This is a genomic window from Providencia sp. Je.9.19 (assembly GCF_051129765.1).
Taxonomy (GTDB): domain Bacteria; phylum Pseudomonadota; class Gammaproteobacteria; order Enterobacterales; family Enterobacteriaceae; genus Providencia.
In genome coordinates this window covers 11,885-28,626 of sequence record NZ_JBCPSS010000008.1, presented here as the reverse complement: position 1 = coordinate 28,626, position 16,742 = coordinate 11,885, and the positions used below count along the sequence as shown (strand labels likewise).

Here is a 16,742-nt window from a genome sequence, read left to right as displayed (position 1 = left end):
ATATCATCAATAGAAGGCAGGGGATTTCCTGCCTTTTTGCTGCAATAAAAACAAAGTCTATAAACTTAACCAAATAGCTTCGCTTTAAGCATATCCATACCAACAGAACCGAGATCAACCTCTTCGGGTAAGACACCATTTGGAGTGGCTTTATCAACCAGTTTTGGTAAGTATTTCGCAACTAATTCAGTCGTTTCTTGCGTATCAAGGCCGACGTTCTGAGCCAATTCTTGGATATCTAAATTACCAAAAACTTGCACTAGCTGATTGACATCGATAGGTAAATTCGCATTTTCGCTGATCCATGATGCTATTACGTCATTTAACCCTTGTTGGTTAAACTTATCAATAACGCCATTAAGACCACCTTGTTTTTCAATCCATCCAATAACAGATTGGAACTGCTGCATTTTATCACCGGCGACCATCGTTATTAGTTGTTCGAACAAACCCATTGAAACTCCTTGTTGATAAATTTATCGCCACTACCTCTATGGAATAGGGCATTTTCAAAAAATAAGTAGTCGGTTATTGTCAGCAATTTGAACGAGGCGTCAATCAAAATAAAGTTTTCGCTGCTAACTAAATGTTATATGAAGAGATTTTACCCTGATTGTAGACAAATCAAACGGGCACATTGTGCTTCACATTTTTTATCACACTATTGTGTGAATGATTTTATGATTCATATATATATAATTTGTAAATAAAAACAATTAATTACAAATTAGTTGGTCGTTTTTTATATTATCTATAATGTGATGATCGTCATGTGTTTGTTAAATTTGTTATGTGAAAATTCACATCAATAACAAAGATTAACAATATCAGGGATCATTATGGGAAATTTCGTTAAGAATGTTGGCGTTATTGGCCTAGGTTCTATGGGGATGGGAATAGCTCAGTCACTCATAAAAAATAATATTCCTACCTATGGATTTGATTTAAACCAAGCTGCTTGCCAAACCTTACTTGATTATGGCGCAAAGGATGTCGGGCAAAATGCGGTGGAATTCGCACAACAGCTCGATGCTGTATTAATGGTTGTAGTTAATGGACGACAAGTTAACGCGATTTTATTTGATGGTGAAAAACCATTGGTTGAAGCCCTTAAACCTGAAACGATCATTGTTTTGCACAGCACATTATCCGCAGAACAAACTAAGCAAATAGCCCGACGTCTTGCAGCTTATCAACTATTACTTGTCGATGCTCCAATATCGGGCGGTGCGATTAAAGCTGCCGATGGCAAATTAACCGTAATGGCATCGGGAGCGCCTGAATTATTTGAACGGCTAACTAAAGTCTTTAATGCAATCTCTGAGCGTTTATACCGTATTGGAGATGATGTGGGCTTAGGTTCGACCGTGAAAACAATTCATCAGTTATTAGCGGGTGTTCATATAGCCGTTGCCGCAGAAAGCATGGCTCTGGCCGCTAAAGCGGGTATTAAGCTCGATGTAATGTATGACATTGTCACTCATGCGGCTGGTAATTCATGGATGTTTGAAAACCGTATGCAGCATGTGCTTGAGGGCGATTATACGCCAAAATCATCGGTTGATATTTTTGTTAAAGACCTTGGTTTAGTGATGGAAACGGGCAAGGCATTAAATTTTCCATTACCACTCGCTGCTACCGCTCATCAAATGTTTATTGCGGCAAGTAATGAAGGTTTTGGCCATCAAGACGACAGCGCAGTGATTAAAACCTTTAAAGGTATTTCTTTACCGGAGAGTAAAACATGACTGTGAAATTAGGCGTAATTGCTGATGATTTTACTGGTGCGACAGATATTGCAGGTTTCATGGTACAAAACGGTTGGTGTGTGGTTCAGTTACTAAATGAACCCAATGAAAATACCGTTGTACCACAAGATGTTGATGCCATTGTTATTAGTTTAAAGAGTCGGTCTTGTTCTGCTGATGAAGCTTGTCAGGCTTCAATGAATGCATGTCATTGGTTAAAGCAACAAGCACAGTGCCAGCAAATTTTCTTTAAATATTGCTCGACCTTTGATTCGACCGAAAAAGGCAATATTGGCCCTGTGACTGATGCATTAATGAAGTACTTAAAAACTGATTTAGCACTAGTTTGCCCTGCATTGCCTGTTAATGGAAGAACAGTAGTTCATGGTCACTTATTCGTAAATGGTCAGCTTTTAAATGAAAGCGGAATGCAGCACCACCCAGTGACTCCAATGACAGATGCGAATTTATTACGCGTTATGGAGAAACAATCACGAGGTAAAGCAGGATTGATTAAGCTTGCTGACGTTCAGCAAGGTTGTGATGCCATAACCTTGCAACTCACCAGTTTAGCTTTACAAGGTGTTAGTTACGCAGTAATCGACGCTCTCACTATGGATGACTTATTGCCTATTGCTAAAGCGGTTCAAAACATGCCATTGCTCACCGGAGGTTCAGGTTTAGGTGCGGCTTTAGCAAATGTCGACAGCCAGAGCCCATGGGGAAAAGATGCCGGTCATGGTAATAAACCTGCTGCTGTTGGACGAAAAACAGTCATTTTATCCGGTAGTTGTTCTGTTATGACTAATGTTCAAGTTCAAAGTTATCAACAAATTGCGCCAGCGAAAGCACTAGATGTTGGCGAGTGTTTGGATAATTCTCATTACGCGCAGTCATTAGCTAAATGGGTACAAGAACAGCAAGTGACGAGCTTGGCACCGTTGTTATATGCAACACAGCCCCCCGAGTTATTAAAGCAAATTCAACAAAAATATGGCGCATCACAATCAAGTTTGGCAGTGGAAAACGTATTTGGTGAAGTTGTGAAATTATTACAAGCTCAGGGATATAACACTTTTATTATTGCTGGTGGCGAAACTTCAGGGAAAGTTGTGCAGAGCTTAGGAACTGAGCAGTTAAGCATTGGAGCCCCAATTGCACCGGGAGTGCCGTGGGTTCAAGATTTGGCAAGCGGTAACTGGTTGGCACTGAAATCTGGCAATTTCGGTCAGAAGAATTTCTTCCAGTTTGCACAGGAGATGTTTAATGAGTGATGAAAAGGCGCTGCGCCAAGAATTAGCCGACTGGGCAAAGTCGATGTTTAACCGTGGTTATAGTAGCGGTGGTGCAGGAAATATTAGTGCGCGATTAGCGGATGGCAGCATTATTGTCACGCCAACAAACTCAAGCTTTGGTGATTTAGACCCGAATCGATTGAGTAAATTAGATGCACAAGGCAACTGGATAGGTGGTGATAAACCCACTAAAGAAGTTTCGATGCACATGGCAATGTATCTACAACGTCCTGATTGCCAAGCTGTTGTTCATTTACATTCACCTTGGTTGACTGCACTTTCGTGCCTGCCGGGGTTAGATAGCACTAACTGTTTACCTCCGATTACACCTTATTATGTGATGCGGGTGGGTAAATTACCGTTGATTGAATATTTACCCCCAGGGGATGACAGAATTGGTGAAGAAATTGCCCGATTAGCACCAAATCATAACGCGGTATTGCTATCGAATCATGGTCCAGTGGTTGGTGGTAAAACACTCAGGCAAGCTTTTTTTAATGCGGAAGAGCTAGAAGATACCGCACGTTTATATATCACGCTGCGGCCACATGGCTTCACTACATTAACGCAAGAGCAAGTTCAAGAGCTCGAAAGTCGTTATCCACAGAAATGAGGAGCAAGAGATGGCTAAATTTGCAGCAAATCTCAGCATGATGTTTAACGAAGTACCGTTTATACAACGTTTTGAGCGTGCAGCTCAGGCCGGCTTTAGTGGGGTTGAGTATCTTTTTCCTTATGAAGACGATGCCGATTCGATTGCGTTCGAATTACAAAAACATCATTTAACTCAGGTCTTATTTAATATGCCTGCGGGAAATTGGACTGCGGGTGAGCGTGGTATGGCATCAATTCCTGGGCGTGAAGATGAATTTGCGCAAGGGGTATTCACCGCCCTGAAATATGCGAATGCCTTAGGATGTAAGCAGGTTCATGCTATGGCTGGCAAGGTGGATACGAAATTCACTGCTGAACAACAAAAGGCCTGTTTTATTAAAAACATTCAGTATGCCGCCGATGTGATGGCACCGCATGGCATTCGAGTACTTATTGAGCCTATCAATACGCGTGATATGCCTGGTTATTTTCTGACAACACAAAAACAAGCTGAAGCGCTATTACCACTTATTGATCGCAAAAATGTTTTTATTCAATTGGATTTGTATCACTGCCAGATCATGGAAGGTGATTTAGTGAAAACAATTGAGCGTTTATGGGGTAAATTTAGTCATATTCAGATTGCTTCAGTTCCAGAACGCCACGAACCCGACAGCGGTGAAGTTAACTTTCCATGGATTTTCAAGAAATTAGATGAAATGGGTTATGAAGGTTGGCTTGGATGTGAATATCATCCAGCAGGTCGCACGGAAGCGGGGTTGGACTGGTTAAAACAAGCTCAGTCATAAATCGGAGAACCTATGATCCCTTCAGAGCGTCGTGATTTTATTTATCGTTACGTACATGAGTACCAAACTGTGTCTATTAATGATCTGGTTGATTTAATGAATGTATCTCATATGACGGTGCGACGTGATATTCGCATGTTAGAAGAGGAAGGGAAGGTTGTCGGGATTAGTGGTGGTGTTCGGTTGAATGACGTGTTACGCCAAGAATTACCTTGGAGTGAAAAGGCGCGGCTTCATCACCGTAGTAAGCGTGAAATAGGTCAGTTTGCGAATTCGTTGGTTGAAGATGGGCAAGTTATTTATCTCGATGCAGGTACCACAACATTTGAGATTGCCCGCGTGCTGGGTGAACGTTTTAACTTAACGATCGTGACAAATGATTTTTCTATCATGCAGTATTTGATGAATAAATCACAACTCAATTTGTACCACACAGGTGGTCAGGTTGATAAACGCAATCATTCATGTGTTGGTAATACCGCCGCCATGATGTTGCAAACACTCAATGTTGATGTAGCTTTTATCAGTACCAGTTCATGGGACTTACTCCATGGTGTTTCAACACCCCATGAAGAAAAAGTTCAAATAAAACAGACATTACTCGATGTAGCTCGGCGCTGCGTGTTGGTCTCTGACAGCAGCAAATTTGGCAAATATGGCATGTTCCGTGTTTGCCCTTTGAATCAATTGCACGACATTATCTGTGATGATCAGTTACCAAGTGATGCAGTGCAGCGGATAACAGAACAAAACATAAAACTTCATTTAATCAAAACATAAAAACATCTTACCTAGAAGCGAATAGCCTGCAATAGGTTATTTCAGGAGAATTACAATGAAAGTTATTATTACCGGTGGCGCTGGCTTTTTAGGCCAGCAGCTAGCCACTGCTTTGCTTAAAAATCGTCAGGGCTTAAATTTTAAACAACTTATTTTAGCGGATATTCAATGCCCTACATCACCTATTGAAGATTCGAGAGTGAGTTGTGTTGCTTTAGATTTAACGCAACAAGGTGCTGCAGATACGCTAATTGATGCGCAAACTGACGTTATATTTCACCTAGCGGCAATCGTCAGTAGCCATGCAGAAAGCGATTTCGATTTAGGCATGAAAGTGAATTTTGAATCCACTCGCCAATTATTGGAAGCCGTAAAAGCTAAAAATTCAGCCATAAAATTCATTTTCACTAGCTCACTTGCGGTATTTGGTGGCCAATTACCGGATGTCATCACCGACCTGTGCGTAGTTAATCCACAGTCTTCTTATGGCGCACAAAAAGCTATGTGTGAATTGATGGTTAACGACTATTCACGCAAAGGTTTCGTTGATGGCCGCGTCATGCGCTTGCCAACAATCAGCATTCGTCCTGGGGTACCCAATAAAGCGGCTTCATCATTTGCTAGCGGTATTATTCGCGAGCCATTAAATGGAATCGAAAGTGTCTGCCCAGTTTCACCTGATCTTGCGTTATGGCTATCTAGCCCTGAAACAGTAGTCAGCAATTTCATTCATGCGGTGAATGTACCGGCTGAGAAATTTGGTCAATCACGTATTGTTAATTTACCGGGTATTACGGTCACTGTGCAGGAAATGATTGATTCATTACGTGATGTTGCAGGACAAGAAACCGTCAATCTTATTCGTTTTGAGCCTGATGATGCGATTAACCGCATTGTCGCTAGTTGGCCAGGAAAATTTGATATTAGCCGTGCATTGAACTTAGGTTTTCGTGCCGATGGCTCATTTAGTGATGCGATTCATTCGTTTATCACTCATCACGGCCGCGCCAAGTAGGAGATAAACGATGTCCTATATTCCTGTTATTGGTCTTGCTGTAGCCATTTTTGTACTAATTTTTTTAGTATTAAGAACTCGTGTTCATGCGCTATTAGCCATGCTTATTGCTGCCACTATTGCCGGTATTTCTGGTGGTTTAACAGCAGCAGAAACTGTGACTATTATTACCAAGGGATTTGGTTCAACACTCGGTAGCATTGGTATTGTTATCGGGCTTGGGGTCATGATGGGAAGGGTGCTCGAAGTTTCGGGCGCAGCTGAACGGATAGCATTTAGTTTTATTAAATGGTTAGGTAACAAACGTGAAGAATGGGCACTGGCAATTACCGGCTATATTGTCAGTATTCCAATCTTTGTTGATTCTGCTTTCGTTATCTTATATCCATTAGCAAAAGCTCTCGCAAAAAATGGCAAGCGCAACTTGTTAACACTTGGTGTTGCCTTAGCGGGTGGTTTAGTTGTAACGCATCACTCCGTTCCACCAACACCAGGTCCTTTGGGTGTTGCAGGTATTTTTGGCGTTGATATTGGTGCGATGATCTTAGCGGGTATGGCACTGGCTGTGCCTTGTGTTATCGGTATCGTTTTATATGCAAAATGGTTAGCAGTTAAATATCCTGAATTTGTCCCTGCTGATTTAGAAAGCGGTGATTTACATGATATCCATGCGCGTTATATGGAAGAGAAAGCCAATAAACCGCTGCCAAGCCTATTTTTATCTTTATTGCCAATAGCTACTCCGATCTTGTTGATCTTTATTAATGCTATCAATGGATTATTACTAAAGACAGACACATTCCTAGGGATGAATGACAATTGGTACTTCCAAACATTTGAATTTCTAGGTGCGCCTATCATCGCGCTGTCTATTAGTGTGCTGATTTCAGTTTACACATTGATGCCAAAATCGACGAAAGAAGAAGTTATCGATCGCATGGAAGAAGGTTTGCAAGCGGCGGGTATCATTTTGTTAGTCACCGGTGCGGGTGGGGCGTTAGGGGCGGTATTACGTGATAGTGGAACTGGTAATATCTTAGCGGGGCATGTGGCAAGCTTGCCAATTACACCCGTTTTAATTCCTTTTATTATCGCGACGTTAGTACGTTTAATTCAAGGTTCCGGTACTGTCGCAATGATCACCGCTGCATCAATTTCAGCGCCAATCATTAGTCAGATACCTGATATTAACTTATTGGTTGCGGCGCAAGCGGCAACAATGGGGTCTCTGTTCTTCGGTTACTTTAACGACAGCCTTTATTGGGTAGTGAACAGAATGATGGGGATTAAGGACGTTAAACAACAGATTATGGTTTGGTCTATTCCAACAACAATCGCTTGGATGATAGGCCTTGTTGGTGTTCTGATCCTCGATGTAATTCTCTGATAGTAAATAGTTTTTTATTTATGCCACTAATTAAAAGTGCCTTTATTGGCACTTTTTTCAATTATTATTCACATTCAACTATACTGAACGCATCCTTATAGCAATATTACTGCGTTAATGTGATTTGGATCTCATTTTAATGAAATCAATATGATTGTGAATTCATTAAAGTAGATATTGGTCACTAAATATGTGTATGTTTATCGCTATATTAGTAAGAATTAATCAATTTAATGATGTCATTGAGTCAAGGAGTTTGATATGTCCGACGTTTTCCACTTAGGTTTAAAGAAAAGTGACTTACAGGGTGCAACTGTTGCGATTGTTCCTGGAGACCCTAACCGTGTTGAAAAAATAGCACGTCTAATGGATAACCCTGTACATCTTGCGTCATTACGTGAGTTTACCTCTTGGCGTGGTGAGTTAGATGGCAAGGCTGTCATCGTCTGCTCAACTGGTATCGGTGGCCCATCAACATCAATCGCAGTTGAAGAGTTGGCTCAGCTCGGTATTCGTACCTTCCTACGTATTGGTACAACTGGTGCAATTCAAGAAAATATCAATGTAGGTGATGTATTAGTCACAACAGGTGCTGTACGTTTAGACGGCGCTAGTCAACATTTTGCCCCGCTCGAGTATCCTGCTGTTGCTGATTTTACATGTACTAACGCACTGTATGCTGCTGCGAAAGACGCTGGTGCGACAGTTCATGTTGGTGTAACGGCATCTTCAGATACTTTCTACCCAGGCCAAGAGCGCTATGATACCTACAGTGGCCGTGTAATGCGTCACTTTAGAGGCTCAATGAAAGAGTGGCAAGATATGGGCGTAATGAACTATGAAATGGAATCAGCAACGCTGTTAACCATGTGTTCAAGCCAAGGTTTACGTGCTGGTATGGTTGCAGGTGTTATTGTTAACCGTACTCAACAAGAAATTCCTAATGAAACATTATTGAAAAAAACAGAAGGCAATGTACTTAGCATTGTGGTTGAAGCCGCTCGCCGCCTGCTGTAATTCCGCATTTACTGGCCCGCTTACGTATTTCGCTCGGTTGTGAATACAGTGTAGGTGGGCTTAGTTACTTTTTTGTTCACCACTTCTGTTCATCATTTATTACAATCTACTGTAAATTGCAGGTAGTTTTCTTATTCATTTAATCAATTAATCTGTTATTGTCTTATAACAACTATTAATATTTCGAGCCCAACATCATTCAAGCAGCAGGCAAGTGCTAAGTCATGTTATCCCGATAAATGCAGAAAAATGTGCAGATAAAGGAACTCAAGCGATGTCTACATCCCTGTAACTTGAGGCATGGTGGGTATAAAAGGGATAATTATGTCAACAACACCTTATCTTCACCCTTCGGTTCTCCCTTTAAAGGGTGGGATCAATTTTCGCGACTTGGGCGGAAAAAAATTATCAAATGGTAACAAAATAAAAGCGGGAAAGCTTTTTAGGTCAGGTGCTTTAGACCGTTTAACATCAGAAGATCAACATATTTTACAATCCCAAAATTTATTTCAAATTTTAGATTATCGTGATGACGCTGAAATTCGTGATAAACCAGATTTAGTGTGGGATGGTGCGCATTATGTCCATGCCCCCGCAAATCCATTAGCAAAAGAAGTCAGTGCAAACTTAGACAAGCTCACGCCAGAGATTTTAGACCAATTCGATCCCCAAGCTTTCATGTTTCGTTTATATGAACTGTTGCCATTGAATAACCCCGCTTATCATCAACTTGTTAATATGCTAAAACAACCTGAAAAAGGCGGAATAGTACAGCATTGCGCTGTGGGTAAAGATAGAACGGGTGTCGGCTCAGCGTTAGTTTTATTTGCACTCGGCGCAGATTTAGATACGGTAATGGAAGATTATTTACTGACTAACGAAACGCTTGCACCATTTCGTAAAATTTTATTAGAAGAACACGCACAAAGAATGAGTGACAGCATATTGAAGAAATTTGAGTATGTTTACTCAGTGCGGGAAGATTTCTTACAGACTGCGTTAAAAAGCATCGAGACGCACTATGGTAATGTCGATAAATGGTTAGAAAAAGATTTTGGTCTTGATAATAAAGGTCGTGACCTGCTGCAAAATCATTTCCTCGAATAGCAATATATTCAAGCTGCAATGAAACCACATTTATTACTCGTTCGTTGCAGCTTGATTTATTTGAATGTCATACTCTAAATAGTGAACTCACCAATTAACTCATGATAGGGGATTTCCTTGACTCTCAATGAAATAGTCACGGTTGTGACAGATTTTACTCGTGAACATGAAATATGGGCTCTGCCTATCATTTTCTTTCTCGCATTTGGTGAATCACTCGCTTTCTTATCTTTGTTGTTACCGGCAACCGTTATTTTATTGGCGCTAGGCGCTCTGATTGGTGAAAGTGGCATTGTATTTTGGCCATTATGGCTAGCGGCGGCATTAGGCGCGTTTTTTGGCGATTGGCTTTCATATTGGTTCGGTTTTCACTACAAAGATAATGTCCGTAAAATGTGGCCTATTTCTCGTAACCCGCAAATGATAGATAAAGGGCAACGCTTCTTTGATCGTTGGGGAATTTGGGGCGTATTCTTCGGCCGTTTCTTTGGTCCTTTCCGTGCTGTTGTTCCTTTAGTGGCGGGAATTTGTGTGATGCCACAACGTTATTTTCAATTAGCTAATATTACTTCTGCGATGGTTTGGGCATTCGGTATCCTTGCTCCGGGAGCCCTAGGTTTACATTGGTTTGCAAGTTGGTTTGGTTAAGCTGCGAAGCTGCTCGCAAAATATGGGTGGCAAGTCAAATTACCTCTGGACACTTATACAGTATCCCATTACCTTACACTAGGCTTTGTAAAGTAAGGATTTAACTTGTGGATACCTCTCTTTTGTATGCGGTTATTGGCGTTCTAAGCGGTATTTTAATTGGCGGCTTGGCTGCTTGGTTTTCTATTGCACAAAAAATAACGCAAAAAGATCAGGAACTGCAAAATGCTAACCGTCAGATGGCGGTGAGTGATGAAAAAATAATTCATTTAGCGCAATGGAAAGAAGAGTATGACCGGCTAGATCAAGAGCTAAGAACACAGCGAGATATTAATCGTGAGCAAGAAGCTGAATTAAGAGAAGCGATTACGCGTTTTGAGCAAAATCAGTTAGCTAATGAAGAAAAACAGCGTATTTTACAAAATAGTGAACAGCGGCTGACAACGCAATTTGAAAATTTAGCTAATCGCATTTTCGAACAAAATGAACGACGTGCTTCAGAGCAACAGCACAAAAGTTTATTACAGATGTTATCCCCATTTCGTGAACAACTAGATGGTTTTCGTCAACAAGTTCAACAAAGTTTTGGTGAAGAAGCCAAAGAACGTCATACGTTAACTTATGAAATTAGGCAGCTTCAACAGCTTAATAACCTCATGACCAAAGAGGCAGTTAACTTAACTCGCGCACTAAAAGGTGACAATAAAATACAAGGTAATTGGGGAGAAACAATTTTAACCCGTATCTTGGAAGTTTCCGGCTTGCGTGAAGGCAGTGAATTTGAAACCCAAGTGAGTATCAATACAGGCTATAATAGCCGCTATCAACCCGATGTTATTATTCACTTGCCTGAAGGCAAAGATGTTGTTGTTGATGCAAAGATGTCACTGGTGTCTTATGAACATTACTTTAATAATGAAGACCCTCATGAGCAGCAACAGGCACTTAAAAATCATGTCGCCTCAATTCGTAACCACATGCGTTCATTGAGTCGAAAGGATTATCATCAACTGCCGGGTGTGCGTTCGCTGGATTATGTGCTCATGTTTATCCCCATCGAGCCCGCGTACTTACTTGCGTTAAAAGAGGCGCCCGAATTACTTGATGAAGGTATAAAACAGAATATCATGTTAGTTTGCCCTTCTACTTTGTTAGTGGCAGTGCGCACAATTAACAATATATGGCGTTATGAACGCCAAGGTCAAAATGCACAAGAAATAGCAGAAAAAGCAGCGAAAATGTACGATAAGCTGCGTTTGTTTGTAGATGACATGCAGGTTTTAGGCTCCAGTCTTGATAAAGCGAATATTACTTACCAGTCAGCGATGAAACGCCTCGCACAAGGGCGAGGAAATTTAATCAGTCAGGCGGAAAGTTTTAAAGCGTTAGGGGTAGAAATAAAACAACCTATCGAGCCACAATTAGTTGAGAAGTCAGATCAATCGAATTGTGCGCAATCATAGACTTCTGGTAGGGTTTTACCTTAAAGGCTGTTACACTTCTTATAAAAGATTGAATGATAAGCAGGCATAAAAGAAATGACTGAACCAACTAAAGAAACCATTGATTTCGGTTTCCGTACTGTAGGCAAAGATGATAAAGCTGGCCTCGTAGCGAATGTTTTTCACTCTGTAGCATCAAAATATGACTTGATGAATGATCTCATGTCTTTTGGTATTCATCGTATTTGGAAACGTTTTACCATCGAAGCAAGTGGTGTTCGCCGTAATCAACGTGTTCTTGATCTTGCTGGTGGAACGGGTGACTTAACTGCTAAATTCTCTCGATTAGTGGGGGAAAAAGGCGAAGTCGTTCTGGCTGATATCAATGATTCCATGTTAAAAATGGGCCGCGAAAAATTGCGTGACCTAGGTATTGTGGGTAATGTTAATTATGTTCAAGCTAATGCTGAAGAACTCCCATTCCCAGACAACTATTTTGATTGCATCACAATTTCTTTTGGTCTGCGTAATGTGACTGACAAAGATAAAGCGCTACGTTCAATGTATCGAGTATTGAAACCAGGCGGACGTTTATTAGTGCTTGAGTTTTCCAAACCGATTCTCGAGCCTTTGAATAAAGCTTATGATGCTTATTCATTCCATATTTTACCTCGTATTGGTCAGGCGATTGTCAGTGATGCCGAAAGTTATCGTTATCTTGCTGAATCTATTCGTATGCATCCAGACCAAGAAACACTCAAAGCTATGATGGAAAATGCAGGGCTGGAGCAAGTTTCTTATAACAATATGACGGGTGGAATTGTCGCACTCCATAAAGGGTTTAAATTCTAAGATGGAAGCACCATCAGCAAACACCAAAAATCAAAATACAGTTTTGTATTCTTTGATGACAGCATTGATGGAAACCTCGCTTAATCATATGCTATTTAAGGAAACCGTCTTGAGACCCGCCAGAATGCGTTTGGCGGGTAAAGTCATGTCGATTGAGTTAAAAGAACTCAATAAAACAATCACATTAATTTTTGCAGAAAATCATGTGGATGTTTTAAGCCAATGGGCTGAACCTGCCGACTGTACGATCAAAACATCATTGTTTACCTTAATTAAATTAAAAGATAAGCAGCAACTTTCTCTGTTAATTAACCGTGGTGATATCGTTATTGAAGGGGATATGCAGATTGTTCAGCATTGGTCCTCTTTGTTAGATTTGGCTATTTGGAATCCAGCTCATTACTTATCACCTTATATCGGTGATGTGGCGGCCGAAGGGCTCAGTAAGGTATTACATAAAGGTGCCAGTCTGGCTTCTCATTTAGTTAAACGTCAAAAAATTTATATTAAAGATACGCTTATTGAAGAATGGAAAATGGCGCCTAGCCAATTAGAGCTAGCTTACTTTAGTGATGAAGTGGAGCAAATTTCAGGTTCTATGAGTGAATTAGAGCAAAGATTGCGTCAATTGGAGGAGAGTAATGACACCCGGTGAGATAAAACGTCTTTACCTTATTATTCGGGTTTTCCTCTCTTACGGATTAGATGAGTTAATCCCTAAAATAAAGCTTACACTGCCTTTAAGAATTGGTCGTTTAGGCTTTTTTTGGATTAAAAATAAGCATAAAGACAAAGATATTGGCGAAAGACTTCGTCTTGCATTGCAAGAGCTTGGTCCTGTTTGGATTAAATTCGGTCAAATGCTTTCAACTCGCCGTGACTTGTTCCCGCCTACGATTGCAGATCAACTATCATTACTACAAGATAAGGTCGCAAGCTTTGATGGAAAGCTCGCTCGTGGTTATATAGAAAAATCATTAGGTGGTCCTTTAGAACAGTGGTTTGATGATTTTGATGAGCAAGCACTCGCGTCTGCTTCTATTGCGCAAGTACATACGGCGGTTTTGAAAGAAAATGGTAAAAACGTCGTACTAAAAGTTATTCGTCCAGATATTTTGCCTATCATCAAAGCAGATATTAAGCTGATGTACCGCATTGCAAATTGGGTGCCTTTACTGCCTGATGGGCGTCGTTTACGTCCTAAAGAGGTCGTCCGCGAATACGAAAAAACATTGATCGATGAACTCAATCTTTTACGTGAGTCAGCCAATGCTATTCAGCTCAAACGTAACTTTGAAAATAGCTCAATGTTATATATTCCTGAGGTTTATGCGGATTATTGCCGTGAAAATGTCATGGTGATGGAGCGGATCTACGGTATTCCTGTTTCTGATGTGGCAGCGCTTAACGCTCAGGGTACCAACATGAAACTTTTGGCTGAGAGAGGCGTAAAAGTTTTCTTCACTCAAGTGTTTCGTGATAGCTTCTTTCACGCAGACATGCATCCCGGTAATATTTTTGTTAGTTACGAACACCCTGAAGATCCTCTCTATATCGGTATTGACTGCGGTATTATGGGCTCGCTTAATAAAGAAGATAAGCGTTATTTAGCCGGAAACTTTATTGCTTTCTTTAACCGTGATTATCGTAAAGTTGCTGAATTACACGTTGATTCAGGTTGGGTTCCGCCAGATACAAATGTTGAAGATTTTGAATTTGCTATTCGCACTGTCTGTGAGCCTATTTTCGAAAAGCCATTAGCTGAAATTTCATTTGGGCACGTTCTATTGAATTTATTTAACACGGCGCGCCGCTTTAATATGGAAGTTCAACCTCAGTTGGTTCTCTTGCAGAAAACCTTGCTTTATGTTGAAGGTCTAGGTCGCCAGTTATACCCACAACTTGATTTATGGAAAACCGCTAAGCCCTTTTTAGAAGATTGGGTTCATAGTCAAGTCGGTCTACCTGCAATCACTCGAGCCTTAAAAGAAAAAGCGCCTTATTGGGCCGAAAAAATGCCGGAAATTCCCGATCTTATTTATGGGGCGTTAAAACAGCATAAATTTTTACAGTCCAATATTGACCAGTTAGCATTACAGTTAAAGGGACAGCGTAGTAAGCAACGTAAATCCCAATATCTTTTAGGAATAGGTGCCACATTCATTCTTTGCGGTAGTTTATTCTTTATTTCAGACTTAACTCGAATTGCTATAGTGTTTATGGCTGCCGGAGCGTTATCGTGGCTAATCGGTTGGTGTAAGTCAGGGGATAACTAAGTAAACTTTGTTTTGTGACAAGTTTATAAAGCTGTAAAGATTTCCGTATTTAGAACAGGTTGTATATAATAGAACTAATAACAATTTGGTCTCAAAACTATAGAGGTATTAACAATGGAATCAACTATTGCAATGGCTGCATTCGGTAGTCCTTGGCAGCTTATTATTATTGCTCTGCTTATTGTTCTAATTTTCGGTACTAAAAAATTGCGTTCACTAGGTTCTGATTTAGGTGAGTCACTCAAAGGATTTAAAAAAGCGATGAGTGATGATGAAGCTGCTAAAGCAAAAGAAGAGCAAGAAAAGCAAGACGCTGATTTTGCAACTAAAAATATTACTGAGCAACAGACTACTGAGAAAAAAGATAGTCCGGTTGAGAGCAAAAATAAAGAGCAGGGATAATCCGTGTTTGACATAGGCTTCACTGAACTACTGCTCGTTGCAGTTATTGGTCTTGTTGTATTAGGCCCTGAGCGTTTACCTGTGGCAGTAAGAACTGTCGCTGGGTGGATCCGTGCAATGCGTTCAATGGCTGCCAACGTACAAAACGAGCTATCGCAAGAGCTAAAATTACAAGAGTTACAAGAAACTCTGAAAAAAGTTGAGGAGAAAGCGGGTATGGAAGCTCTTTCTCCTGAGCTAAAACAATCGATGGATGAATTACGTCAGGCTGCTCAATCGTTAAAAAGTGGTTATCAAGCAACAACGAATAATATCGAAGATGAATTGCATAAAGCAAAAGAGATAACCGAAAGCTACGATACAGCGGTGAAGGATGCTTCAGCTACTGGCCATTCATCGCAAGTATTAGAGTCTGATCCCGATCCAGAACACGCCGCTAAAATGGCTTCTGTCGTTGAAGAGCCAACAGCCGACCCTTCTAAAGTTGGTGAGTTGAGAGATCTTACGATGCATGAAAATACCCTGCAGCGCGATGCTAAAGTAACAAACTCCAATCAAACTGAAAGTGAAAAATAACCCATGGCTGTAAATGATACACAACCACTTATTAGCCACCTGATTGAACTTAGGAAACGGCTACTAAATTGTTTGATTACGGTTTTAATCGTATTTGCAGCATTGGCTTATTTTTCAAATGATATTTATCGGCTTGTTGCAGCCCCTTTGATTGATAAGTTACCCGTCGGTTCTCAAATGAGTGCGACAGATGTAGCATCTACGTTTTTTACCCCAATCAAGCTAACAATGATGGTATCAGTGTTCGTTTCGATACCGGTTATTCTTTATCAAATTTGGGCATTTATTGCGCCTGCGTTATATAAACATGAGCGTAGATTAATGTCACCGCTACTTATTTCAAGTAGTTTACTTTTTTATCTTGGAATGGCATTTGCTTATTTTGTTGTGTTTCCACTCGCATTTGGTTTTTTTGTTAAAACGACGCCAGAGAGTGTTAACTTCATTCCTGATATTAGTAAATATCTCAGTTTTGTCATGACGCTATTTATGGCATTTGGTGCAGCTTTTGAGGTACCGATTGCGATTATCTTGTTATGTTGGACAGGTGTTACAACGCCCGCATCACTTAAACGCAAACGCCCATATATACTCGTTGGCGCATTTATCGTGGGAATGTTCTTGACGCCACCAGATGTGCTTTCACAGACACTACTTGCGGTTCCTATGTATCTACTCTTTGAACTCGGTGTTTTGCTATCGAATTTTTACGTTGGTAAAAATAGAAGAAAACGCGGGGATGATGAAGAGGAAGAAGAAGGATCTGAGAGTTCTTAAAATAGCACTCTCATCAG

Annotated in this window: 18 protein-coding genes; 17 read left to right on the top strand and 1 reads right to left on the bottom strand. The window is 40.6% G+C overall.

Annotated features, from left to right (window positions below):
- Positions 1–65: 65 nt before the first annotated feature.
- Positions 66–455 (bottom strand): YidB family protein, encoded by a 390-nt coding sequence (locus AAZR93_RS19500; protein ID WP_294104558.1) that lies wholly within the window; start codon positions 453–455, stop codon positions 66–68.
- A gap of 384 nt (positions 456–839) precedes the next feature.
- On the opposite strand from AAZR93_RS19500, the gene ltnD reads away from it, so the two are divergent.
- The 17 genes from ltnD (at position 840) to tatC (ending at position 16,725) form a co-directional block, all read left to right on the top strand.
- Positions 840–1,748 (top strand): L-threonate dehydrogenase, encoded by a 909-nt coding sequence (gene ltnD / locus AAZR93_RS19495; RefSeq protein ID WP_434720791.1) that lies wholly within the window; start codon positions 840–842, stop codon positions 1,746–1,748.
- The gene (gene otnK / locus AAZR93_RS19490) at positions 1,745–3,022 is read left to right on the top strand and encodes a 3-oxo-tetronate kinase (RefSeq protein ID WP_434720790.1); all 1,278 of its coding nucleotides are present in this window, start codon (positions 1,745–1,747) and stop codon (positions 3,020–3,022) included. Before ltnD ends, otnK begins: the two co-directional genes overlap by 4 nt.
- On the top strand, positions 3,015–3,656 hold the full coding sequence (locus AAZR93_RS19485; RefSeq protein WP_336429483.1) for an aldolase: 642 nt from the start codon (positions 3,015–3,017) through the stop codon (positions 3,654–3,656). The genes otnK and AAZR93_RS19485 overlap by 8 nt, the downstream gene beginning before the upstream one ends.
- Before the next feature lie 10 nt (positions 3,657–3,666).
- On the top strand, positions 3,667–4,446 hold the full coding sequence (gene otnI / locus AAZR93_RS19480; protein ID WP_434720789.1) for a 2-oxo-tetronate isomerase: 780 nt from the start codon (positions 3,667–3,669) through the stop codon (positions 4,444–4,446).
- A gap of 12 nt (positions 4,447–4,458) precedes the next feature.
- Positions 4,459–5,226 (top strand): DeoR/GlpR family DNA-binding transcription regulator, encoded by a 768-nt coding sequence (locus AAZR93_RS19475; RefSeq protein ID WP_294104547.1) that lies wholly within the window; start codon positions 4,459–4,461, stop codon positions 5,224–5,226.
- 55 nt (positions 5,227–5,281) lie between these two features.
- Positions 5,282–6,241, top strand: a complete 960-nt coding sequence (denD, locus tag AAZR93_RS19470; RefSeq protein ID WP_294104545.1) for a D-erythronate dehydrogenase — start codon at positions 5,282–5,284, stop codon at positions 6,239–6,241.
- A gap of 10 nt (positions 6,242–6,251) precedes the next feature.
- Complete coding sequence (locus AAZR93_RS19465; RefSeq protein WP_336431580.1) at positions 6,252–7,628, top strand: GntP family permease; 1,377 nt, start codon at positions 6,252–6,254, stop codon at positions 7,626–7,628.
- A 261-nt stretch (positions 7,629–7,889) separates the two neighbouring features.
- A complete protein-coding gene (gene udp, locus AAZR93_RS19460) occupies positions 7,890–8,645 on the top strand; it encodes a uridine phosphorylase (RefSeq protein WP_434720788.1) in 756 nt (251 codons plus the stop codon).
- Positions 8,646–8,969: 324 nt separating this feature from the next.
- Complete coding sequence (locus AAZR93_RS19455) at positions 8,970–9,752, top strand: tyrosine-protein phosphatase (protein ID WP_294104539.1); 783 nt, start codon at positions 8,970–8,972, stop codon at positions 9,750–9,752.
- Between the two features lie 117 nt (positions 9,753–9,869).
- The gene (locus AAZR93_RS19450; protein ID WP_434720787.1) at positions 9,870–10,400 is read left to right on the top strand and encodes a DedA family protein; all 531 of its coding nucleotides are present in this window, start codon (positions 9,870–9,872) and stop codon (positions 10,398–10,400) included.
- A 107-nt stretch (positions 10,401–10,507) separates the two neighbouring features.
- On the top strand, positions 10,508–11,863 hold the full coding sequence (gene rmuC, locus AAZR93_RS19445) for a DNA recombination protein RmuC (RefSeq protein ID WP_434720786.1): 1,356 nt from the start codon (positions 10,508–10,510) through the stop codon (positions 11,861–11,863).
- Positions 11,864–11,938: 75 nt separating this feature from the next.
- Positions 11,939–12,694 carry a bifunctional demethylmenaquinone methyltransferase/2-methoxy-6-polyprenyl-1,4-benzoquinol methylase UbiE gene (gene ubiE, locus AAZR93_RS19440; protein WP_294104532.1) on the top strand — a complete coding sequence of 252 codons (756 nt, stop codon included), beginning with the start codon at positions 11,939–11,941 and terminating at the stop codon, positions 12,692–12,694.
- 1 nt (position 12,695) lies between these two features.
- Positions 12,696–13,349: a ubiquinone biosynthesis accessory factor UbiJ gene (locus AAZR93_RS19435; RefSeq protein WP_336429474.1), complete on the top strand. Its 654-nt coding sequence runs from the start codon at positions 12,696–12,698 to the stop codon at positions 13,347–13,349.
- Entirely contained in the window at positions 13,336–14,970 is a 1,635-nt protein-coding gene (gene ubiB / locus AAZR93_RS19430; RefSeq protein ID WP_294104529.1) for a ubiquinone biosynthesis regulatory protein kinase UbiB, read from the top strand. Before AAZR93_RS19435 ends, ubiB begins: the two co-directional genes overlap by 14 nt.
- Positions 14,971–15,084: 114 nt before the next feature.
- Positions 15,085–15,372 carry a twin-arginine translocase TatA/TatE family subunit gene (gene tatA, locus AAZR93_RS19425; RefSeq protein WP_294104527.1) on the top strand — a complete coding sequence of 96 codons (288 nt, stop codon included), beginning with the start codon at positions 15,085–15,087 and terminating at the stop codon, positions 15,370–15,372.
- Positions 15,373–15,375: 3 nt separating this feature from the next.
- On the top strand, positions 15,376–15,948 hold the full coding sequence (gene tatB / locus AAZR93_RS19420; protein WP_434720785.1) for a Sec-independent protein translocase protein TatB: 573 nt from the start codon (positions 15,376–15,378) through the stop codon (positions 15,946–15,948).
- 3 nt (positions 15,949–15,951) lie between these two features.
- Positions 15,952–16,725, top strand: a complete 774-nt coding sequence (gene tatC / locus AAZR93_RS19415) for a Sec-independent protein translocase subunit TatC (protein WP_294104524.1) — start codon at positions 15,952–15,954, stop codon at positions 16,723–16,725.
- The last annotated feature ends 17 nt before the right edge of the window (positions 16,726–16,742 follow it).